Raw genomic sequence first — 22,440 nt, forward strand, 5'->3', positions numbered from 1 at the left:
CCCCACCTAGGAGCCCCGCGCAGCGACGACGGACACACCGTGGTCCGCCAGGTAGAGGCTCACCGGCGCGCCCTGGTTGAGCGGTTGCTTGACTTCGGGCGACACCACGAAGATGTCGCCCAGGGGGCTGCGGAAGGTGTACTCCACGATGCTGCCCACATAGGTCCGCTTGAGGACTCGGGCGGCGAGGCCGTCGTTCGCCGCCGGCCCGATCACCCAGGCCTCCGGCCGCACGGCGATCTTCACCGGTCCCGGCCCTACCTCCGGCGCGGCCACCACGGTCAGCGCCCCGAGCGACACGCGCCGGTCCTCGCCGCAGACGCCGTCGAACAGCATCGCCTCGCCCATGAAGCCGGCGACGAACTCCGACTGCGGCGCTTCGTAGAGCTCCTGCGGCGTGCCCTGCTGCGCGATCACGCCCTGGTCCATCACGATGATGTGGTCGCTGACGGCCAGCGCCTCGCTCTGGTCGTGCGTGACGTAGGCCACCGTCAGCGCCAGCCGCTGCTGCAGCGCGCGGATCTCCTCGCGCATCGAGCGGCGCAGCCGCGCGTCGAGGTTGGACAACGGCTCGTCGAAAAGCAGCACCGCGGGCTCCAGCGCCAGCGCGCGCGCCACCGCCACGCGCTGCTGCTGGCCGCCCGAGAGCTCGCTGGGCATGCGTTCGTCGAGCCCGCGCAGCCCGACGGTCTCGAGCATCTGCCGCGCCTTGTCGCGCGCCTCGCGCGGCGGCATGCCGGACATGCGCAGCCCGTAGCAGACGTTCTCGATCACGGTCATGTGCGGGAACAGCGCGTAGCTCTGGAACACCAGGCTCACGTTGCGCTGGGCGGCGCCGAGGGCGGTGACGTCCTCGCCGTCGATCAGGATGCGCCCGGAGGTGGGGCTCTCGAGGCCGGCGATCATGCGCAGCGTCGTGGTCTTGCCGCAGCCCGAGGGACCGAGGATGGTCGTCAGCGTGCCCTTGGGGACGCCGAAGCTGATGCTCTTCACCGCCAGCGGCGCATCGGAAGCCGCGCCGTAGCGCTTGGAGACGTTCTGGAATTCGAAGCCGTACATGAGGATGTCCTTGGGGTTCATAGCGGTGCGGCCATCGGCGCGGCGCGTTCGGGTTCGACGCGCACGGCGGTCGGCGTCGAGCGCCGCCGTCCCAGCCTGCGTTCGCCGACCAGCCACTGGATGCCGGCCGTGACCAGTGCCATGAGCACGATCAGCGCGGTGCTGTAGGCCAGCGCAACGCCGTAGTCGCCCTGCCCCACGCGGCCGATGATGAAGGTGGTTGCCAGCTCGGTCTGCGCGGTCACGAGGAAGATCACGGCCGACACCGTAGTCATCGCGCGCACGAAGCTGTAGATCAGCGAGGCCGCGAGCGCCGGCTTGAGCAGCGGCAGCACGATCGACCACAGCGTGCGCGCGGTAGAGGCGCGCAGCATCAGCGAGGCTTCGTCGAGCGACTTGTCGAGCTGCCGGAAGGCCGCCGATCCCGCGCGCACGCCCACCGGGAGGTTGCGGAAGATGAAGCACATCACGATGATCAGCCCGCTGCCGGTCATCTCGAAGGGCGGCACGTTGAAGGCCAGCACGTAGCTCACGCCCAGCACCGTGCCCGGGATCGCGAAAGCCATCAGGGCCGAGAACTCGAACAGGCCCTGGCCGCGGAACTGCACGCGCGCCAGCAGCCAGGCGATCAGCAGGCCCAGGCCGGCGGTGATCGGCGCAGCCGTCGCGGCGAGCTGCACGGTCGTGAAGAGCGAGTCCCACGCGAGCCCTGCCCACTGCAGCCCGCCGTTCTCGAAGCCGATGGCGAAGGCGGTGCGGAAATGCGCCAGCGTCGGCGTGTAGTTGCGGCCCCAGGTCTGGACGAAGCCGCCGCTGAAGGCGAACACATAGACCACCAGCGTGAACAGCAGCCACGGCACCGCCACCGCCAGGGCCACACGCCGCAGGCCATCGGGCAGGCGCATCGGGATACCCGCATCGCCCTTGCCCGAGACGGTGGTGAAGTTCCTGCGCCCGAGCACGCCGCGCTGCAGCGCGAACACGCCGAGCGCGAACAGCGTGAGGATCCAGGCCAGCGCCGCCGCGCGCCCCTGGTCGAACTGCGCACCGACGATCGCGAAGAAGATCTCGGTCGACAGCACCGAGAACTGGCCGCCCGCCACGATCGGGTTGCCGAAGTCGGCGATGCTTTCGATGAAACCCACCAGGAACGCGTTGGCCAGCCCCGGGAGCATCAGCGGCAGGGTCACGTGCCGGAAGGTCTTGGAGGCGTCGGCGCGCAGCGACTGCGAGGCTTCTTCCAGCGAGGGGCTGATGCCCTGCACCACGCCGCGCACGATCAGGAAGGCGATCGGCGTGAAGGCGAAGAGCTGCGCCAGCCAGACGCCGAACCAGCCGTAGAACCAGCGGCCCGGCTCGATGCCGAAGGCCCATTCGAGGAACTGGTTGACCAGGCCGGCGCGGCCGAACAGCAGCACCAGTCCCAGTCCGACGACGAAGGGCGGCGTGATGATCGGCAGCGGCGCCAGGAAGCGCAGTGCGCGACGCACGCGCGAATCGCTGCGGTCCTCGATCAGCGCCAGCAGCGTGCCGAGCACGGTCGTGCTGAGGCCGGTGAGCACGGCCAGCGAGAGCGTGTTCCACGCCACGCCGCAGCTCTTGCTGGAATGCAGGCAGCCGAGTCCCCAGACGCGCTCGCTGGCGATGCGCGCCAGCCAGGCCGCGAGGCTGGGCTGGCCGGACTCGTCGAGAAAGGCGCCGGACAGCGCACGCAGCACCGGAAAGGCGACGAACACCATCAACAGGCCGGCGCTGCCGACCACGGCCGCGGCGACGAACAGGTCGCCCTTGAAGGCGCCGCAGCGGGCGATGCCGAAGGCGCACAGCATCATGAGCGCCGCCAGCACCAGCATCGCGCCCCAGCCGAAGCCCGGCTGGCCGCTGCCCGAGGCCGCGTCCGGCAGTCCCACCAGGAAGCCCTGCGCGAGCACGCCGGCCACGCCGAGCGCGCCGCTCCAGGCCAGAAGCCGCCCCTGCGCCCGTGCCGGCGCCATGCCGAGCACGGCGAGTCCGACGATCAGCGGCCAGGCGCCGAGCAGCAGCCACCGCCGGCGGTGCAGCAGCACCTGCGCCAGCGCCGACGAGCTGTCGTGCCCGGCCATCAGCTCGCCCATGCCCTGAAGGCCGAAGATGCCGTCGGGCAGGCTGTACCAGGGCAGCAGCGCGAAGGCGGCCAGGCCCAGCGCCGACCAGAGCGCGATCGCGCGGTTGTTCTCGTGGAGGTTCATGGCGTCTCAGCGGGGCAGCGAGTTGACTTCGCGCTCCCAGCGCTCGATGAGCCGCTTGCGCTCGGCCGACTGGCCGTACTTCGCGTAGTCGTAGTGGATGAACTTGATCGTGCGGAAGTCCGGGATGCGGCTGTCCAGCGGCGTGGTCTTGTTCGACGGCAGCTGGAACTGCTTGGCCGCGACGCCGAGCTGCTGCGCGGCCGGCGTGAGGGCCCATTCGTAGAACTTCTTCGCGTTGTCGAGATTGCGCGCGCCCTTCACGATCGACATGGAGCCGATCTCGGCACCCGTGCCTTCGCAAGGCGTCGCGGTGGCGATCGGGAAGCCCTGCATCTGCTCGCCCGGCGCATCGTGCACGAAGCTGATCGACACCGTGGTCTCGCCGCGTGCCGCCGCCTTGATGGGGCCGGTGCCGGAGCGCGTGTACTGGCTCACGTTGGCGTGCAGGCCCTTGAGGTACTCGAAGGCCTTGTCCTCGCCCATCAGCTGGACGATGGTCGCGATCATGGTGTAGGCGGTGCCCGAGCTGGCCGGATTGGCGACCTGCACCTCGCCCTTGAGCGTGGGCGCGAGCAGGTCCTTCCAGCACTTGGGCGCTGCGAGCTTCTTCTTGGCCAGCAGTTCGGTGTTGAAGGCGAAGCCCAGCGGACCCGAGTACACGCCCACGGTGCGCCAGCCGGACTGCTCGGCCTGCGCCTGTGCCCACGGATGGAGCTGCGGCAGCGAGGGCGACTTGTAGGCGACGGTGAGGTCCTGCTCCGCGGCCTGGAGGTGCGGGTCGCCGGTGCCGCCGAACCACACGTCGGTCTTGGGATTCGCGCGCTCGGCGATCAGCTGGGCCAGCGCCTCGCCGCTGCCCCGCTTGAGCACGTTGACCTTGATGCCGGAGCTGCGCGTGAAGGTGGTGCTCATCAGCGAGCACCACTCGTCCTGCACGGAGCACACGACGTTGAGCTGGCCGGCGGACTGCGCCTGCGCAAGGGATGCACCGGCGGCGAGCGCCAGCGCGGCGAGGGAACGGTGGGTCTTCTTCATCATCATCTCCGTTGGTGGTTCGAATCTCTCGGCAAGCACTGTCCCTCGGCTGCACGAGCGCCGCCTTGCCGCCCCAAGGCGGAGGGACTCCGTGCCGCGTGGATCGGGGCAGCGGTCGAAAATCTTGGCGGCGCCGCCGGCGCGCGGCTTCAGGGCCCCTGGCCCCAGCTCACCACCGCATCGACGCCGACCACGCGGCCGTTCTCGACGCGGTTGTAGAGCGCCATGGTCGCGCCCATTGCGTCGGCGATCTGGCGGCAGATCGACAGGCCCAGGCCCACGCCGCCCTTGGCAGCCGTGAAGGCCTGGAAGAGGCGTGGCCGCAGCGCGTCGTCCAGGCCCTGGCCCTCGTCCCACACCACCAGCTCGGTGGTATTGGCATAGGCGCGCAGCACGATGCCGAGCCGCCCGGCCGGCGGCGCGTGATGGATCGCATTGGCCAGCAGGTTGCGCAGCAGCTCGCCGAGCATCAGCGCATCGGCCGGCGCGTGGAGGGCCTCGCCATCGAGCGCGAACTCGAGCCGCTTGGCGGCGATCAGGGGCGCCAGCTCCACCACCGCGTCGTGCGCGACTGCGCGCAGATCGATCGGCTTGAGTTCGCCGGCACGCTTGATCTGCTCGAGCTTGGTGAGGCTCAACAACTGGTTGGCCATGCCTGTGGCGCGATCGACGGTGTGCAGCATCTGCGGAAGTACTTCGGAGGCCGGCACGTCGCCGGCGATGGCCAACTGCAGCTGGGTGCGCAGCACCGACATCGGCGTGCGCAGCTGGTGCGAGGCATCGGCCAGGAAGCGGCGCTGCTGGCCCACCCATTCGCGCTGACGGCGGCGCAGGCCATGGATGCGCTCGACCACCGGCCGCAGCTCCGACGGGCCGTCGTAGGCCGCGGCATCCATCTGCGGCGACTCGAGCGCCCGGCTGGCGCGCGCGAGCCAGCGCGAAGCCATCGAGACGCCGCTCCAGACCACCAGCGTCATCGCGGCGGCGGCCCCGTAGACCCACGCGAGCAAGGTCTTCGGCAGTTCCTGCCAGAGCGCGAGGCGCTCGCGCAGCGGCTCGGCCGCCTGCACGACCACCGCTTCGCCTGCGGCCGCGCCGGGCACGTGCCGCAGCGCCGCGGCCGCGCGCGCGGGGACGCGGCCCCACTGCGTGACATAGAGCCGTGGCAACCCCGTATCGGACAAGGCGCCGCGCCACGGATAGGCCGCGAGCGTGCGATCGCCGGCCAGCCATTCACCTTGCATGGTGCTCACCCGGTACGACAGCGGCTCGGCGATGGGCGGTGGCGAAGCAAGGCCCCCGCCCTGCGCCGCCGCCTGCACGACCTGCGACAAGGCCACGCCGAGCCGCTCGTCCTGCGCCTGCGCCACCCGCGCGAAGGTCGCAGCGCCCTGCCACAGCGTGATCAGCGCCACCGTCAGCCACAAGCCGCCCAGCAGCCAGCCGAGCAGGAAGCCACGCAGCGAAGCCGCCGGGAGCAGGCGATGCGGCCATGTCATGCCTTCTGCGCGGCCGTGCTCGCGTCGTCGCACAGCAGGTAGCCGACGCCGCGCAGCGTGAGGATCTCGACGCTGGCGCCGTGCAGTTTCTTTCGCAGACGGTGCACCAGCACCTCGACGGCATCCACGTTGGCCGCGTCATCGGTGCCGAAGACCGCATTGCGCAGCGCTTCCTTGGGCACAACGTGGTCGACGCGCGACATGAGGCTCTTCAGGAGCCCGGCCTCGCGCGGCGAGAGATCGAGCGGGCTGTGGTCGCGGTAGAAGGCGTTCGATGCCGCTTCGTAGCGCAGCTGGCCGCAACGCAGCTCGCCGTCGCGACCGAGGCGGCGCGTGAGGGCGCCGAGGCGCGCGATCAGCTCGTCCAGATCGAAGGGCTTGGCGAGGTAGTCGTCGGCGCCGGCATTCAGGCCGGCGATGCGTTCACCGACCGCGCCGCGCGCGGTCAGCACCAGCACCGGCGTCAGGTTGCCGTCGCCGCGCAGGCGCTGCAGCAGTTCGAGGCCATCCAGCCCGGGCAGCGAGAGGTCGAGCACGATGATGTCGAAGCGCTTCTTGCGCGCCGCCGCCAGCGCCTCGATGCCGTCGGCGCAGCACAGGAGCTCGAAGCCGCGCGAGGACAGGCTGCGGGCCAGCACCCCCGAAAGGTCGAAATCGTCTTCCACCAGCAGCAGCTTCATGCCCCGCATGGTGCCACCGCTCGCCCGGAGCCGGACCGGGACTTGCCCACCTCGTTGCCGAAAGGCAGTCGAAAGGCAAGCCCCGCCGTCTACCTATTTATGGGCCAGCGTGGCGACCGACCACGGACTTGATGGCGTCCAGATAGGCCGTGCCGAGTTCCTCGTCCGGTTCCAGGTAGGTGCCCTCGGCCCATTCATTCCAGGCATTGATGAAGATGAAGCGGGCGCCGGCGCGGCTGGCTCGCTCGTAGAGCCGGGAGAAGCCGCTGCGGAATGTGTCGACATCCACGTTTCGCATGACCAGGCTCGTGTCCAATCGCCTTCGCGGCGTGTTGTCCCAATCGACGAATGCGCCGGGGTAGTGGCCGGACGGCAGGGGACGCCGGGCGATCTCGCGCCACATCGACCGGTAGTCCCCGCTGCGCGGCGCATACGGGCCCCGCCCCAGGTATTTCCAGCAGAGCCGGCTGGCTCCGTTCGCGAGCTTCTCGGAGATCTTCAGATGGACGGGCAGGTGCGCATGCGTGTAGAAGGGCTCGAACTCGGCATAGGCATCGAAAAGATGACTGCGCACGTCGCGCCCGAACACGGTCAGCATGCTCACCACGTGCAGCCCGGGGAAGCCGCTGCGCAGCGCGAGGCTTCGCCAGCAATCCAGCATGGCATCGCACTCGGCGATGCTCGCGCTGCGGTAGATGAGGATCACCGGGCATCCATCGACGCGGATGTAGCGCGGGTCTCGAAAGAACTTCTCGAGATACCTGAAGTGCGCCTCCCAATCGCTCCGGCCGCCATAGTCCTGCGGCATCAGCACGTGACGGTCGCCACCATCCCAGACACGTGTCCAGGGCTCGTTGGCCCACGCGACGCAGAACGGAAAGTCAGGCGCGCCTCTTTTCAGAACCGAATTGAGAGGCCGCTCCAGCAGCTTGCGGCCTGCGAACCAATAGTGGTAGTAGCAGAAGCCGCCCAGTCCGTGGGCCTTGGCCAGCTCGGCCTGCCAGTCCTGCGTGGCGGGATCGGTGAGGTCGTAGTAGCGCTGGTCGAGCGGGACCCGGGGCTGGCGATGGCCGTGGAACTTCGGCCGCGCCTTTCTGACGTTCGTCCACTCGGTGAAGCCCTCGCCCCACCACGCGTCGTTCTCCGGAATGCGATGGAACTGCGGCAACAGGAATGCCAGCAACTGCGGCCTGGTCAAGATTGGGGTCCGCCTTCGGCTGCCCACGCCGCGCAGTGGGGCCGTGGATTGGCTTGCTTTGTCTTTGTGCTTCGCGCTGCTTCAAATCTCATCATCGGTTCAGGGCCCTCGTGTGTGCCTCCTCATCTTGATGCGAGGGGCAGCACGCAGGGCTTCCTGTGAGGGGATTTCCTTCGTAGGTTCATGCCTACGGCCTGTAGGCGCGGAACTGCGCGGGGCAGCTCCGCACGGTGCGCCGGCCGGCGCGGCGCATTGAACGCGCCGCGGCGGGGTCCGCTACCCCGCCGCCACGATCACATGGGCCTGAATCTTGCCGGCCACCGGCCCTTCGCCACAGCGGCTGGCGATCGCCGCCGTCGCGCGGTCCGTGGCGAGCTCGAGAAGCCGGGCATCGCGCGCTTCGATCTCGTTGCGCAGCGGCGTTCCCTGGCAATAGGCGGTGGCAACCTCGCGGGCGGAGGGCGCGCGGCTCACCTTCTCGCGCGTCTCGATCTCGATGTCGAGGAAGCCTGCGCGCTTCAAATCGTCGCGGATCTGTGCGACATCGTGGTAGCCGTGGGGCGTGCGAGCGAGGAATTTCGGCGGATCATCCGGAAACAGCGCTGCGACGGCGTTCGTCACATCGTCGGCAAAGGCGTTCTCTTCGATGCGGTCCCACACGCTGAAGACAAAGCGTCCGCCTGGCCTCAGCACGCGACGCGCCTCGGCGTAGCCGGCGACCCGGTCGGGAAAAAACATCGCGCCGAACTGGCAGCAGACGACGTCGAACGAGGCATCCTCGAACGGCAGGTCGAGCGCGTCGGCCCAGCGCCATTCGATGCGGCCATCGGACCCCTGCCGGGCGGCGGCATAGTCGAGCATGGGCTGGTTGAGGTCGGTCACCACGTAGCGGGCATCGGGGCCGAGTCGAGGCGCAAGCGCGCGCGTGACGACGCCGCTGCCGGCTGCCGTTTCAAGCACCGAGCGAGGCGAGGAGGCCGCGACGAGCTCCGCCAGGTCGTCGGCGTAGCCCTGGAAAATCAGCGGCACCATCAGCGTGTCATAGAACTTCGGGATGGAGCCCGCAAATTTCTTGTCGCTCTCGGCCATGAGATCTCCTTGAAAGCTCTGAAGGGTGCCCTTGCCTCATCCGGGACGGGCCTCGCCGACGAGCACCGCCTGCCCGGGCATTGGCGATGCTGTGCCATGGTGGCCGCGGATGCCGCCCTCGTCAATGGCGTGCCGGGAGCTTCAACGACCGGTAGCGCCATCCGATACTCCCCCACTCCGGAGGTGCAGAGTGAGGCAGCGCTTCATACATTGCGCGGATGGCAACGCATACCTCCACGGCCACCCACGGCGCGCAGCGCGCGTCAGATGAATTCGGGCGATGGTCGCTCAGGCTGCGCCGGCTCGCGGCCGCTGTTCCGCGCCCCCGCAGCCAGCCCCGCGCCGCGGGCAAGCCGGCGTCAGCGGACGAACTGGATGAAGCGCACTGGCCCGCCGCGCTCGCCAGCGAGAACGCATCGCCGGCGCCTGGCGATTGGCTCTTCCCGAGCTTCTTCCTGTGCATGGCGGTTGCCGCACTCCCCCTGGTGGGGGCCCGCTGGACCATGGGGGCAGGCACGCTCACGTGGCACGCCGTCGAAGGCGTCGTGCTGCTCGCGCTGCCGGTCATCCTTCCGCTCCCCTTCCTTTTCGCGGGATGCGTCGTCGCGCTGGCCTTGCATCCCACCTCGCGAACCCCCGCAGCGTCGGGCTTTTTTTGCGTGGGCCTGGGCATCGGCCTCGCTGCCCTGCACGCATTCGCATAAGCCTGGCGTTCGTGGCTGAAAGCAGGCATCCACGCCTGCTCACTGAGACTTGAATTCGTCCGCCGTGATGCCCAGCTTGCGCAGCTTGTCGTGCAGCGTCTGCCGCGCGATCGTCAGCGCGCTGGCGGTGGCCGACTGGTCCCCCTGGTGCTTGCGCAAGGCCTCGACGATTACCGCCCGCTCGAAGGACTCGACCTGCTGCGGCAATCCGCGCGGCAAGGCGGGCATGGCTTCGGCGTTGCCGCGTGCCAGCGTGAGGCGCTCGCCCAGCAGGCCCAGCACGAAGCGGTCGGCCACGTTGCGCAACTCCCGGACGTTGCCGGGCCAGGCGTAGGCCATCAGGTCGGCGACCTGGGCGCCGCTCAGGATCGGCGCGACGCGCCCGTAGCGCGTGGCCGCCAGCAGCGTGAAATGCTCGAACAGCAGCGGAATGTCCTCGCGCCGTTCACGCAGCGGCGGCAGCTCGATGAAGGCGACGCCGAGCCGGTAGTACAGGTCGGCCCTGAACTTCTGCCGGTCGCTCATTTCCTTGAGGTCGTCCTTGCTCGCGGCGACGACGCGGCAGTCGAAGGGAATGGCCCGGTTGGAGCCGATGCGCTCGATCGTGCGCTCCTGCAACGCACGCAGCAGCTTGATCTGCACCGCCATCGGCATGCTCTCGATCTCGTCCAGGAAGAGCGTGCCGCCGTGCGCGTATTCGAACTTGCCCACGCGCACGCGGTTGGCGCTGGTGAAGGCGCCGGCCTCGTGGCCGAACAGCTCGCTCTCGGCGAGCGCCTCGGGCAGACCGCCGCAGTTGAGCGGCACGAAATGCTGCCGGCGACGCTCGCTGTGCTCGTGCAGGCAGCGGGCGATGAGCTCCTTGCCGGTCCCCGTCTCGCCATAGATCAGCACATCGGCCGAGGTTTCGGCCAGCGTCATCACCGTGCGGCGCACCTGCTGCATCTGCGCCGAACGGCCGATCAGCACCGCCTGGATGCCGTGCCAGTTCTCCAGGGCGTCACGCAGGGCTCGCACCTGCAGCGTGAGCTGCCGCCGCTCGATGGCGTGCCGCACGATGGCCACCAGCCGCTCGGAGCTGAAAGGCTTCTCGATGAAGTCGTAAGCGCCCTCGCGCATGGCCTGCACCGCCATGGCGATGTGGCCATGGCCGGTGACCAGGATGACGGGCAGCTCGGCATCGGCCTCGCGCAGTTCGACCAGCCATTCGGTGCCGCTCAAGCCCGGCAGGCGCACGTCGCTGACCACGATGGCCGGAACGCCGAAGCTGATCTGCGCACGGGCGCGCTCGGCGCTCGCGAAGGCTTCGACCTCGAAGCCGGCCAGGGTCAGCACCTGGGTGGTGCTGAGGCGGACGTCTTCGTCGTCCTCGACCAGCAGCACCCGGATGGCAGGGGCTTCGCTCACTTGTGGATCACTCCTGTGTGGGGAAAGTTGGGGATGGCCGCCGGCAGGTCGACGACGAAGCAGGCGCCGCCGTCCGGCAGGTTGGCGGCACGCAGCGTGCCGTCCATGGCGCGCACCAATTGTGCCGAGATCACCAGGCCCAGGCCCAGCCCGGTGCCCGCCGGCTTGCTGGTGACGAAGGGCTCGAACAGGCGCGGCAGGATGTCGGGCGGGATGCCCGGCCCGGTGTCGCTCACGCGCAGGATCACGCGGCCCTCCTGCGGCCTCGCCTCGAGCCGCAGCGTACGCCGCGGCACTGCCTGCATGGCATCGATGGCGTTGCGCATCAGGTTGACGAGCACGCTGCCGAGCGCGGCCTCCTCTGCCATGACGTTCAGGGTGGGAGGCTGGACGTCGACCTCGACCGTGGTCGCGTTCTTTTTCGCGGCCTCGGCCACGATGAGCTGCGCATCGGCCATGGCCTGCGCCAGCACCACCGGCGCGAGCTGAAGCTCGCTCTTGTGCGCGAAGGTCTTGAGCTGCGAGGTCAGGCGGGCCAGGCGGTCGACCATGCCACGGATGCGCTGCAGGTTGCCGTGCACGTCGTCGAAGCGGCTCTTGTCGAGCAGGATGCCGGCACTTTCCGAGAGCGCACGCATGGCCGTGAGCGGCTGGTTCAACTCGTGCACCAGCCCGGCCGACATCTGGCCAAGCGCGGCCATCTTGCCGGCGTGCACCAGCTCGCCCTGGGCCGCGCGCAGCTGCGCGGTTCGCGCGATGACCGTCGATTCGAGGTTGTCGTGCGCCGCCTGCAGCGCGGCCTGATTGGCCAGCTTCTGCCGCACGGCGCGGCGGCGCTGCCACAGCGTCACGGCGATCAGCAGCAGCACCGCCATCGCCAGGCTCGCGGTGATGGCCGCATAACGCGCACCCGCACGCACCGGCGCCAGGTCGTCGAGCACCACCAGCTGCCACGGCGCCCCGCGCAGCGCGCGCGTCGAGGCGAGCTGATCCACGCCATCGAGCGCGACGACTTGCACGTCGCGCGCCAGCGTCTCCTTCGGCGTCCACGGCAGGGGCTGCAGGCCGGCCTCGCCATAGGGGCGCGAGCGCTGCACCTCGGCGCGCTGCGATGCATCCAGCGGCCACAGCGGCCGGAATTTCAGGTCTTCGCGGGTGGCGAGGATCACGACCCCGCGCTGGTCGACCAGCACCACGTGGCCCGGCAGCTTGCGCCAGGCGCGCTCGGACTCCTCGAGATTGACCTTGACGGCCACCACGCCGCGCGCGGACTGGTCGCGGCGCAGCGCGTAGGAAAGGTAATAGCCGGGCTTGCGGCTGGTGATGCCGACGCCGTAGAAGCGGCCCTTGCCCTGCCCCAGCGCATCGATCACGTAGGGCCGGAAGGACAGGTTCTGGCCGACCGTGGTGCCGGGCCGGTCCCAGTCGGAGGCGGCCAGCGAGGTGCCGCCGGGGTCGAGCACGTAGAGCATCTCGGCGCCGGCGGTGGCATTGACGCCCTCGAGATAGCGGTTGACCGCGTTGCGCAAGCCCGGGTCCGACGGCGCGCCGAGCAGCGCCGGGACGATGGGCGTCATCTCCAGCAGCGCGGGCAAGTACTCGAAGCGGGCCAGGTCGGCATCGAGGCCGGTCGCGAGCATGTCGAGCCGGTGCTCTGCCGCCTCGCGCAACCGCGCCAGGCCGTTCTGCATGGCGAGGTGATGGCCGGCGACGGCGGCCAGCGCGACCAGCGCCAGCGCGCCGCACCAGCGCGGCAGGCCGCGCCAGCGCCTCGGCGTCTCGGAAGGCAAATCGAAGCGCCGGGCCGGCTCCCATGAAATCATGAGCGCGTTATTGCACAAGGCCGTGGGGCCCGCATCAGTGGCTGCCCGGTGGCGCGCGCCGCGCAGGTCGGCCAGGCGCAGCGCCTGTTCAGGCATAGCGCAATTCGCCGGTCTTGCCGCGGAAGACCCGGTAGGAGAACACGGTATAGCCCACGATCGCCGGCACCGAGATGCAAGCCCCGGCCAGGATCACCCGCAGCGCCGGCGCACTGCTGGCGGCCTGCCAGATCGTGAGCTGGCCGAGCACCACGTAGGGAAAGATGCTGTAGGCCAGGCCCAGGAAGCCGAGCACGAACACCATGATGAGCAGCACGAAAGGCAGCCAGCAGACCGGCCCGCGCACGATGCGCGTGTTCAGCAGGCCGCGCACGGCGAGCAGCGCCGCCGCGGTCATGAGCGGAATGGCCGCCAGCGCGAGGATCTCGGGCAGCGCGAACCAGCGCTCGCGCACCTCGGGGCTGACCCAGGGCGTGGCCATCGAGATCAGCAGCATGCCGCCCACCATCGGCCCCCAGGCAGTGCGGGCCCATTGCACCGCGCGCTCCTGCAGCGCGCCCTCGGTCTTCATGATGAGCCAGCTCGCGCCCATCAGCACGTAGGCCATGGGCAGGGCCACGGCGATGGCCGCGGCGAACACCGGGTAGTTCCAGCCGGTGCCGAAGCCGCTGACGTAGCGACCGAGCATCCAGCCCTGCGCCACCGAGGCCAGCGTGGAGCCGGCGAAGAACAGCCGGTCCCAGGTGCGCTTGTGGCTGTCGCGCGCCTTCACGCGGAAGTCGAAGGCCACGCCGCGCAGCGTCAGGCCGACGAGCATCAGCGCGACCGGCAGGTAGAGCTCGCCGAGCACGAGCCCATGCGCCCTGGGAAACGCGATCAGCAGGATGCCGACACCCAGCACCAGCCAGGTTTCATTGGCGTCCCAGAAGGGGCCGATGGAGGCAACCATCACGTCCTTCTCGGCGTCGGTGGCACGGTGCATCAGCATGCCGACGCCGAGGTCGTAGCCGTCGCTGACCACGTAGACCAGCATCGACACACCCATCAGCGCCATGAAGATCACCGGCAGCGCGGCGTCGAAACTCATCGCGTTCATGCCCGGCCTCCTTCGAGCACCGGCGAAGCGAGCGCGGTGAGAGCGCCCGGCGGCGTCGCGGCCCGCTCGGCGGCCTCGCCCGCCAGCGCCTCCTCGGGCTTCTCCGCCATGTACTTGAGCACCGCGACATAGGCCACGATGAGCGCAAGGTAGAGCGCGACATAGAGCGCCAGCGTGAGCCCGATCATCGCGGACGGCACCTTCGACACCACGTCGGCCGTGCGCACCAGGCCGTAGACGATGTAGGGCTGGCGGCCGATCTCGGTGACATACCAGCCTGCCAGCGTGGCCACCCAGCCCGAGAAGGTCGTGCCGGCAAACAGCCACAGAAGCGCGCGCGGCAGCCGCGCCGGCTGCCACCGCGCACGGCGATAGAGCCACCAGCCGAGCCAGCTCGTGGCCAGCATCAGCATGCCCATGCCCACCATCACGCGGAAGGCGAAGAACATCGGCAGCGGCGGCGGATGCGCGCCGGCGAAGTCGTTCAGCCCCCGGATCTCGCCGTCGGCCGCGTGCGTGAGGATCAGGCTCGCACCCCTCGGCACGGCGATCTCGAAGCGGTTGCTGCGCGACTCGCCGTCGGGAATGGCGAAGAGCAGCAGCGGCACGCCGCGCGCGGTCTCCCACACGCCTTCCATCGCGGCGATCTTGGCCGGCTGGTGCTTCAACGTGTTGAGGCCATGCATGTCGCCCACCACGATCTGGACGGGGACCAGCACCGCCGCCAGCGTGAGCCCCACGCGCATCATGCGCGGCGCGCTGCGCTGTCCGACGCCACGCAGCAGCTGCCAGGCCGACAGCCCGATCAGCAGGAACGCGCAGGTCAGCGCCGAGGCCAGCAGCATGTGCGCGAAGCGATAGGGAAACGAGGGGTTGAACACCACCGCCGCCCAGCTCGCAACATGAAACTCGCCGTTCACGATCTCGTGGCCCGCCGGCGTCTGCATCCACGAGTTGAGCGCCAGGATCCAGAACGCCGAGAGCGTGGTTCCGAAGGCCACCATGAAGCTCGACAGCAAGTGCACGCGCTCACCCACCTTGCCATGGCCGAACAGCATCACCCCGAGGAAGCCCGCCTCCAGGAAAAAGGCGGTGAGCACCTCGTAGCCCAGCAGCGGCCCCGCGACGTTGCCGACGCGCTCCATGAAGCCCGGCCAGTTGGTGCCGAACTGGAAGCTCATGGTGATGCCGCTGACCACCCCGAGCGCAAAGCTCAGCGCGAACACCTTGGTCCAGAAGCGGTAGGCGTCGAGCCAGCCCTGCGCCAGCACGGCGTCATGGGCACGGGTGCGCAGCCAGCGCCAGCGCAGGAACAGCAGCAGCCAGCCCAGCGCGATGCTGATCGTGGGGAACAGGATGTGGAAGCTGATGTTGGCCGCGAACTGCAGGCGGGCGAGGATCAGGGCGTCCATCAGCTTCCTTTCGGGCCGGCGGCGGCGCGGCGCGGGCTCATTGCATGTGCTGGCCGCCATTGATGGCGATGTTGGCGCCGGTCACGAACGCCGCCTCTTCCGAGGCGAGGTAGATGATCAGGCCCGCCACTTCCTCGGGCTTGCCGAGGCGGCCGACCGGGATGTGCGGCAGGATCTTGCTGTCGAGCACCTCCTTCGGAATGGCCGTGACCATCTTCGTGCCGATGTAGCCCGGAGAAATGGTGTTCACCGTGACGCCCTTCTTCGCGACCTCCAGCGCCAGCGCCTTGGTGAAGCCGTGCACCCCGGCCTTGGCCGCCGAGTAGTTGGTCTGGCCGAAGGCACCCTTCGAGCCGTTCACCGACGACACGTTGATGATGCGGCCCCAGCCGCGGTCCACCATCCCGTCGGCCACCTGCTTGCTCATGTTGAACAGGCTGTCGAGGTTGGTGCGCAGCACCGCGTCCCAGTTGACGCGGTCCATCTTCTTGAAGGTCATGTCGCGCGTGATGCCGGCGTTGTTGACCAGCACGTCGACGGGCCCCAGCCGCTCCTGCACCTCCGAGACGGCGCGCACGCACGAATCGAAGTCGGCCACGTCGCAAGGCACGGCGAGGATCTCGTAGCCGCGCTGCGCCATCTGCGCCACCCAGTCGGCGTGCGACTTGTTGCCCGGCGAATAGGTCACCGCGAGCCTGTAGCCCGCATCGACCATCTTCGTGGAGATCGTCTCGCCCAGGCCGCCCATGCCGCCGGTGACCAGGACCACTCTTTGCTGCTTCTCGTTCATCTGCTTTCTCCTTGGTGCGTTGCGTGACAAAGAAATCGTTCAGGCGCGCTCGACGGCCAGCGCCACGCCCATGCCGCCGCCGATGCACAGCGAGGCCAGGCCCTTGTCGGCGCCGCGGCGCCGCATCTCGTGCAGCAGGGTCACCAGCACGCGGCAGCCCGAGGCGCCGATCGGGTGGCCGATGGCGATGGCGCCGCCGTTGACGTTGATCTTGCTGGTGTCCCAGTCCATCTCGCGGTTGACCGCGCAGGCCTGCGCCGCGAAGGCCTCGTTGATCTCCATGAGGTCGAGGTCCTGCGCCTTCCAGCCGGCCTTCTTCAGCGCCAGCTGCGAGGCGGGCACCGGGCCCATGCCCATGAGCGAGGGGTCCAGCCCCGCGCTTGCGTAGGCACGGATTACCGCCAGCGGCTGCAGGCCCAGCGCGGCGGCGCGCGAAGCCGACATCACCAGCACCGCGGCCGCGCCGTCGTTCAGGCCCGAGGCATTGCCGGCGGTGACCGAACCGGCCTTGTCGAAAGCGGGGCGCAGGCCGGCGAGCGCATCGGCGCTGGTCTTGCGGTTCACGAACTCGTCGGCGGCAAAGACGATCGGGTCGCCCTTCTTCTGCGCGATGCCGAAGGGCAGGATCTCGTCGTCGAAGCGTCCCGCGTCCTGCGCGGCCGCGGCCTTCTGCTGCGAGGCCAGCGCGAGCGCGTCCTGCATCTCGCGGGTGATGCCGTATTTCTTCGCCACGTTCTCGGCCGTGGTGCCCATGTGGTACTGGTTGTAGACGTCCCACAGGCCGTCGACGATCATGGTGTCGACCAGCTTCCAGTCGCCCATGCGCTGGCCGTTGCGCGAGTTGGGCAGCACGTGCGGCGCGGCGCTCATGTTCTCCTGGCCGCCGGCCACCACGATCTCGGCGTCGCCGCACTTCACGGCCTGCGCCGCCAGCATCACGGCCTTCAGGCCCGAGCCGCAGACCTTGTTGATGGTGAGGCCGGGCACGCCGATCGGCAGCCCCGCCTTGATGACCGTCTGCCGCGCCGGGTTCTGCCCCGAGCCGGCCGCGAGCACCTGGCCCATGATCACCTCGGACACCGCATCGCCCGGCACGCCGGCCTTGGCGAGCAGGCCCTTTACCACGTGCGCGCCCAGCTCGGGCGCGGCCGTGCCGGCGAGCGAGCCGCCGAACTTGCCGACCGCCGTGCGTTGCGCGGCCACGATCACGATATCGTCTGACATGAGAGTCTCCTTGGGGGTTGGTGCGAAAAGAATGGCTTCGGCATGGCGCCGGGGCGCGGACGTGTCGAATGGGGCGCAGGGGATCGGGTCATCGGCGCGGCTGCTCAGTGCAGCTTGACGTGCGGTTCCGTGCGCCGCGTGATGAGCCGCGCGAGCGTGTCGAGCGAGACCTTCACGACGCCGTGCAGGGCCAGCTCGTGCATCTTGTAGAGCGACATGTACATGAGCCGCGCGAACAGCCCTTCGATCATCAGGCTGCCGCCGATCAGGCCGCCCATCATGTTGCCCACGGTGCTGAACTCGCCGAGCGACACGAGCGAGCCGAAGTCGCGATAGCGATAGGGCTTGAGCGCCTTTCCGCCCAAGCGCCGGCGGATCTGCGCCGCGACGTGCGAGGCCTGCTGGTGCGCTGCCTGCGCGCGCGGCGGCACCAGGCCGCCCTTGCCGCCGTTGGCCTCGGGCCAGGCGCAGGCCGCGCAGTCGCCGATGGCGAAGATGTCGGCATCGCGCGTGGTCTGCAGGGTCGGCAGCACCACGAGCTGGTTGCTGCGGTGGGTCTCCAGCCCGGCGATGTCCTTCATGAAATCGGCTGCCTTCACGCCCGCAGCCCACACCACCAGCTCGGCCGGCAGCGTGCGGCCGTCGGCCAGGCGCACGCCATCGGGCAGCACCTCGGCCACCTTGGCGGAGGTGTGCACGTCCACGCCCAGCTCGCGCAGGAGCGCCTCGGTGGCGGCCGACATGCGCGGCGGCAGCGCGGGCAGCACGCGCTCGGCGGCCTCGATCACGCTGACCTGGATGTCTTTCTCGGCGTCCACGCGGTCCAGCCCGTAGGCCACGACCTCGCGGGTGGTGCGGTGCAGTTCGGCCGCCAGCTCCACGCCGGTCGCGCCCGCGCCGATGATCGCCACGTGCAGCTGCTCGGGCCGCAGCGGCGTGGTCTGGGCATGCGCCCGGATGCAGGCGTTCACCATGCGTTGGTGGAAGCGCTGCGCATCCGCCTTCGACTCGAGCCGCAGCGCATGCTCGCGCACGCCGGGCGTGCCGAAGTCGTTGCTCAGGCTGCCGATGGCGACCACCAGCGTGTCGTAGGGGAAGGCGCGCGCCGGCGTGACCAGCCTGCCTTCGTCGTCCAGGTAGGGCGCCACCTGCACCTCGCGCCGCTCGCGGTCGATGCCGGTCAGCTCGCCGAGCCGGAACCGGAAGCGGTGCCAGTGCGCCTGCGCCAGGTAGTCGACCTCGTGCGCGCTCATGTCCATGCTGCCCGCGGCGATCTCGTGCAGCTTGGGCTTCCACACATGGGTGCGGTGCTTGTCGACCAGCGTGATGTCCGCGATGCCGCGCCGGCCCAGCGAATCGCCGAGACGCGTGGCCAGCTCCAGCCCACCGGCGCCGCCGCCCACGATGACGACACGGTGCTTCTGCACGGGGTTGTTCATGGTCGGCTTCTCCGTCCAGGCAGGGGACCGCTTTCAGCGTGCTGGAGCCACGGGCATGTGGGTCTCGACCTGGTCGAGCACGGCCTCGGGCGCATCCGCGTCGGCCGGCGTCTCGTTGTTCAGGATGCGCTTCATGCGCACGGTGTCCAGGTCCTGGGTCCACTTGGCGACCACGACCGTGGCGACGCCGTTGCCGATCAGGTTGGTCAGCGCGCGGGCTTCCGACATGAAGCGGTCGATGCCCAGGATCAGCGCCAGGCCCGCCACCGGCACGTGCCCCACCGCCGACAGGGTGGCGGCCAGCACGATGAAGCCGCTGCCGGTCACGCCGGCCGCGCCCTTCGAGGTCAGCAGCAGCACCAGCAGCAAGGTGATCTGCTGCGTCAGCGTCATGTCGGTGTTGGTGGCCTGCGCGATGAACACGGCCGCCATCGTCAGGTAGATCGAGGTGCCGTCGAGGTTGAACGAGTAACCGGTCGGGATGACCAGGCCGACCACGGACTTCTTCGCGCCCAGGTTCTCGAGCTTGGCCATCATGCGCGGCAGCACCGATTCGCTGGAGGAGGTGCCCAGCACGATCAGCAGCTCTTCCTTGATGTACTTGATGAACTTCCAGATGCTGAAGCCGTGAAAGCGCGCGATGCCGCCCAGCACGATGAAGATGAAGAACAGGCAGGTGGCGTAGAAGGTCGCCATCAGCTGGCCGAGCTGCAGCAGCGAGCCGAGGCCGTACTTGCCGATGGTGAAGGCCATCGCGCCGAACGCACCGATGGGCGCCACCTTCATGATGTAGCCGACGATGGTGAAGAGCACGTGCGAGCCCTTCTCGATCACGTCGAACACCAGCGTGCCGCGCCCGCCGAACCTGTGCAGCGCGAAGCCGAACAGCACCGCGATCAGCAGCACCTGCAGGATCTCGCCCTTGGCGAAGGCATCGACCACGGTGCTCGGGATGACGTTGAGCAGGAAATCGACCGTGCCCTGCATCTTGCCCGGCCCGGTGTAGGCGGCGATCGACTTGGTGTCGAGCTGGCTCACGTCGACATTCATGCCGGCGCCCGGCCGCACGAGGTTGATGATGACCAGCCCGACCACCAGCGCGATGCTGCTCACGATTTCGAAGTACAGCAGCGCCAGGCCGCCGGTCTTGCCGACCTTCTTCATGTCCTCCATGCCGGCGATGCCGACCACCACCGTGCAGAAGATGATCGGCGCGATGATCATCTTGATCAGCTTGATGAAGCCGTCGCCCAGCGGCTTCATGGCCTCGCCGGTGTGCGGATAGAAGTGGCCCAGCAGAACGCCGATGACGATCGCGGTGATGACCTGGAAGTACAGGGACTTGTAGAAGGGCTTGGGTACGGGTTGGTGGTCCACGGGTATCTCCTGGAAAATTTCAGACGCCGGCGGCATGCGCCGGCTGGTCGGCGTGGCCGCTGGCCGGGGCGGCGCCGCGCTGCGGGTTGGCATCGACCACGGCCAGCGCCGTCATGTTGACGATGCGGCGCACGGTGGACGACGGGGTCAGGATGTGCACCGAGCGCGCCGCGCCCAGCAGGATCCCGCCCACCGTGATGCCGTTGCCCGCCGCCACGCGCAGCAGGTTGTAGGAAATGTTGGCGGCATCGATGTTGGGCATGACGAGCACGTTGGCCTCGATCTCCAGCGCCGCGTCCGGAAACTCGTGCTCGAGGATGGATCGGGACAGCGCCGCATCGCCGCGCATCTCCCCTTCCACCGCCAGTTGCGGATCGCTCGCCCTGACGAGCGCGAGCGCCTCGCGCATCTTCACGGCGGAGGCGGCGTCCGAGCCGCCGAAGTTCGAGTGCGACAGCAGCGCCACGCTGGGCGTCACGCCGAAGCGCCGCACTTCTTCGGCGGCGAGCAATGCGATCTCGGCGATCTGCGACGCATCGGGATCGCGGTTGACGTGCGTGTCGCAGATGAAGAGCTGGCGTCCCGGCAGCATCAGCATCTGCATGGCGGCCAGGGTCTTCGTGCCGGGGCGCAGGCCGATCACCTCGCGCACATGGCGCAGGTGGTCGCCGTAGCCGCCGAGGGTGCCGCAGAGCATGGCGTCGGCGCGCCCCTGGCGCACCAGCATCGCCGCGAGCAGCGTGCCGCGGCTGCGCATGTCGGTCTGCGCCACCAGGCGCGAGACGCCGTCGCGGCGCCGCAGCTGGTAGTAGGCCTCGGCCGCCTCGCCATGCACGGCAGGATCGAGCAGGTCGACGGCCTCGCAATCGGCACCCAGCGCAAGACGCAGGCCGTACTGCGCGATGCGCTCGGCGATCACCTCGGGGCGGCCCAGCAGCAACGGCCGCGCGAGGCCCTCGTCCACCACCACCTGCGCGGCGCGCAGCACGCGCTCGTCCTCGCCCTCGGCGTAGACCACGCGCTTGGGCGACTGCTTGGCCGCCGCGAACAGCGGCTGCATGCTGCTGCCGGATTGATAGACGAACTGCGACAGGCGCTGGCGGTAGGCCTTCATGTCGGCGATCGGCCGCGTCGCCACGCCGCTGTCGACCGCGGCCTGCGCCACCGCCGGCGCGACGGCCTCGATCAGGCGCGGGTCGAAGGGCTTGGGAATCAGGTAGTCGCGGCCGAAGCGCAGGCCCTGCGCGCCATAGGCCTGCGCCACCACTTCAGGAATCTCGGCATGCGCGAGCTCCGCAATGGCGCGCACGGCAGCGAGCTTCATCTCCTCGTTGATGGTGGTGGCGCCCACGTCGAGCGCGCCACGGAAGATGAACGGAAAGCACAGAACGTTGTTGACCTGGTTCGGATAGTCCGAGCGCCCGGTGCCGAGGATGGCGTCGGGGCGCACGGCCAGCGCGTCCTCCGGCAGGATCTCCGGCGTCGGGTTGGCCATCGCGAGAATGATCGGGTCGCGCGCCATCTCCTTCACCATGTCGGGCTTGAGCACCCCACCCGCCGAGAGGCCGAGGAAGATGTCGGCGCCGCCGATCACGTCGGCCAGCTTGCGTGCCGACGTGTCCTGCGCATAGCGGGCCTTGTTCGGGTCCATCTGCTCCTTGCGGCCGGTGTAGACGACGCCCGCGCTGTCCGACACATGAATGTTCTGCATCGGGAGGCCGAGGCTCACGATGAGATCGAGGCAGGCCAGCGCCGCCGCGCCGGCGCCCGAGGCGACCAGCTTCACCTCGCGGATGTCCTTTTTCACGTGGCGCAGCGCGTTGAGGATGGCGGCCGCCGCGACGATCGCGGTGCCGTGCTGGTCGTCGTGGAAGACCGGGATCTTCATGCGCTCGCGCAGCTTCTTCTCGATGTAGAAGCACTCGGGCGCCTTGATGTCCTCGAGGTTGATGCCGCCGAAGGTGGGCTCCATGCGCGCGATGGTGTCGATGAGTGCGTCGGGGTCGGTTTCGTCGAGCTCGATGTCGAACACGTCGATGCCGGCGAACTTCTTGAAGAGGCAGCCCTTGCCTTCCATCACCGGCTTGCCGGCCAGCGCGCCGATGTTGCCGAGCCCGAGCACCGCCGTGCCGTTGGTGATGACGGCCACGAGGTTGGCGCGCGAGGTGAGATTCATGGCCTCGGCCGGGTCGCGCGCAATCTCCATGCAGGCGTCGGCCACGCCGGGCGAATAGGCGAGCGCGAGATCGCGCTGCGTGGCCATCGGCTTGGTGGGGTTCACCGAAATCTTGCCGGGGACGGGAAAGCGGTGGTAGTCGAGGGCGGCTTCGCGCAGGTTGTCGGACATGGTGCGGTCTCCGTAGGTCTGTAGAGGCGTGGCTGA

The 22,440-nt window shown here is 69.2% G+C and carries 17 protein-coding genes; 1 reads left to right on the plus strand and 16 read right to left on the minus strand.

Translation table 11 applies throughout. From position 1 onward, the window contains the following. Positions 1-6: 6 nt before the first annotated feature. From J2739_RS11880 to J2739_RS11910, 7 genes are all read right to left on the minus strand, one after another. Positions 7-1,059, minus strand: coding sequence for an ABC transporter ATP-binding protein (locus J2739_RS11880; protein WP_309902127.1), 1,053 nt, complete (start codon positions 1,057-1,059; stop codon positions 7-9). Between the two features lie 17 nt (positions 1,060-1,076). After that, a complete protein-coding gene (locus J2739_RS11885) occupies positions 1,077-3,287 on the minus strand; it encodes an ABC transporter permease (RefSeq protein WP_309901781.1) in 2,211 nt (736 codons plus the stop codon). A 6-nt stretch (positions 3,288-3,293) separates the two neighbouring features. Then, complete coding sequence (locus J2739_RS11890; protein ID WP_309901783.1) at positions 3,294-4,322, minus strand: ABC transporter substrate-binding protein; 1,029 nt, start codon at positions 4,320-4,322, stop codon at positions 3,294-3,296. A 149-nt stretch (positions 4,323-4,471) separates the two neighbouring features. Beyond that, positions 4,472-5,821 carry a sensor histidine kinase gene (locus J2739_RS11895; RefSeq protein ID WP_309901785.1) on the minus strand — a complete coding sequence of 450 codons (1,350 nt, stop codon included), beginning with the start codon at positions 5,819-5,821 and terminating at the stop codon, positions 4,472-4,474. Continuing rightward, the gene (locus tag J2739_RS11900) at positions 5,818-6,501 is read right to left on the minus strand and encodes a response regulator transcription factor (RefSeq protein WP_309901787.1); all 684 of its coding nucleotides are present in this window, start codon (positions 6,499-6,501) and stop codon (positions 5,818-5,820) included. The genes J2739_RS11895 and J2739_RS11900 overlap by 4 nt, the downstream gene beginning before the upstream one ends. A 97-nt stretch (positions 6,502-6,598) precedes the next feature. Next, the gene (locus tag J2739_RS11905) at positions 6,599-7,699 is read right to left on the minus strand and encodes a glycosyltransferase WbsX family protein (protein ID WP_309901789.1); all 1,101 of its coding nucleotides are present in this window, start codon (positions 7,697-7,699) and stop codon (positions 6,599-6,601) included. A 276-nt stretch (positions 7,700-7,975) separates the two neighbouring features. Next, positions 7,976-8,788 carry a class I SAM-dependent methyltransferase gene (locus J2739_RS11910; RefSeq protein ID WP_309901791.1) on the minus strand — a complete coding sequence of 271 codons (813 nt, stop codon included), beginning with the start codon at positions 8,786-8,788 and terminating at the stop codon, positions 7,976-7,978. 218 nt (positions 8,789-9,006) lie between these two features. On the opposite strand from J2739_RS11910, the gene J2739_RS11915 reads away from it, so the two are divergent. Further along, positions 9,007-9,492: a hypothetical protein gene (locus tag J2739_RS11915; protein WP_309901793.1), complete on the plus strand. Its 486-nt coding sequence runs from the start codon at positions 9,007-9,009 to the stop codon at positions 9,490-9,492. 39 nt (positions 9,493-9,531) lie between these two features. On the opposite strand, the gene J2739_RS11920 is transcribed toward J2739_RS11915, so the two are convergent. From J2739_RS11920 to J2739_RS11960, 9 genes are all read right to left on the minus strand, one after another. Continuing rightward, positions 9,532-10,899 (minus strand): sigma-54-dependent transcriptional regulator, encoded by a 1,368-nt coding sequence (locus tag J2739_RS11920; protein WP_309901795.1) that lies wholly within the window; start codon positions 10,897-10,899, stop codon positions 9,532-9,534. After that, positions 10,896-12,722: a sensor histidine kinase gene (locus tag J2739_RS11925; RefSeq protein WP_309902129.1), complete on the minus strand. Its 1,827-nt coding sequence runs from the start codon at positions 12,720-12,722 to the stop codon at positions 10,896-10,898. Before J2739_RS11925 ends, J2739_RS11920 begins: the two co-directional genes overlap by 4 nt. An 88-nt stretch (positions 12,723-12,810) precedes the next feature. After that, the gene (locus J2739_RS11930) at positions 12,811-13,806 is read right to left on the minus strand and encodes a cytochrome d ubiquinol oxidase subunit II (RefSeq protein WP_309902131.1); all 996 of its coding nucleotides are present in this window, start codon (positions 13,804-13,806) and stop codon (positions 12,811-12,813) included. Positions 13,807-13,811: 5 nt separating this feature from the next. After that, on the minus strand, positions 13,812-15,227 hold the full coding sequence (locus tag J2739_RS11935; protein ID WP_309901796.1) for a cytochrome ubiquinol oxidase subunit I: 1,416 nt from the start codon (positions 15,225-15,227) through the stop codon (positions 13,812-13,814). A 37-nt stretch (positions 15,228-15,264) separates the two neighbouring features. Beyond that, the gene (gene phbB / locus J2739_RS11940; protein WP_309901798.1) at positions 15,265-16,017 is read right to left on the minus strand and encodes an acetoacetyl-CoA reductase; all 753 of its coding nucleotides are present in this window, start codon (positions 16,015-16,017) and stop codon (positions 15,265-15,267) included. A gap of 39 nt (positions 16,018-16,056) precedes the next feature. Further along, a complete protein-coding gene (locus tag J2739_RS11945; protein WP_309901800.1) occupies positions 16,057-17,241 on the minus strand; it encodes an acetyl-CoA C-acetyltransferase in 1,185 nt (394 codons plus the stop codon). A gap of 104 nt (positions 17,242-17,345) precedes the next feature. Beyond that, positions 17,346-18,680: an NAD(P)/FAD-dependent oxidoreductase gene (locus J2739_RS11950; protein ID WP_309901802.1), complete on the minus strand. Its 1,335-nt coding sequence runs from the start codon at positions 18,678-18,680 to the stop codon at positions 17,346-17,348. A 33-nt stretch (positions 18,681-18,713) separates the two neighbouring features. After that, positions 18,714-20,093, minus strand: a complete 1,380-nt coding sequence (locus J2739_RS11955) for a dicarboxylate/amino acid:cation symporter (RefSeq protein WP_309901804.1) — start codon at positions 20,091-20,093, stop codon at positions 18,714-18,716. Further along, positions 20,077-22,404 (minus strand): NADP-dependent malic enzyme, encoded by a 2,328-nt coding sequence (locus J2739_RS11960; protein WP_309901806.1) that lies wholly within the window; start codon positions 22,402-22,404, stop codon positions 20,077-20,079. Before J2739_RS11960 ends, J2739_RS11955 begins: the two co-directional genes overlap by 17 nt. Positions 22,405-22,440 lie beyond the last annotated feature (36 nt).

Origin of the sequence: Variovorax soli (assembly GCF_031454625.1) — a bacterium.
GTDB lineage: Bacteria > Pseudomonadota > Gammaproteobacteria > Burkholderiales > Burkholderiaceae_C > Variovorax > Variovorax soli_A.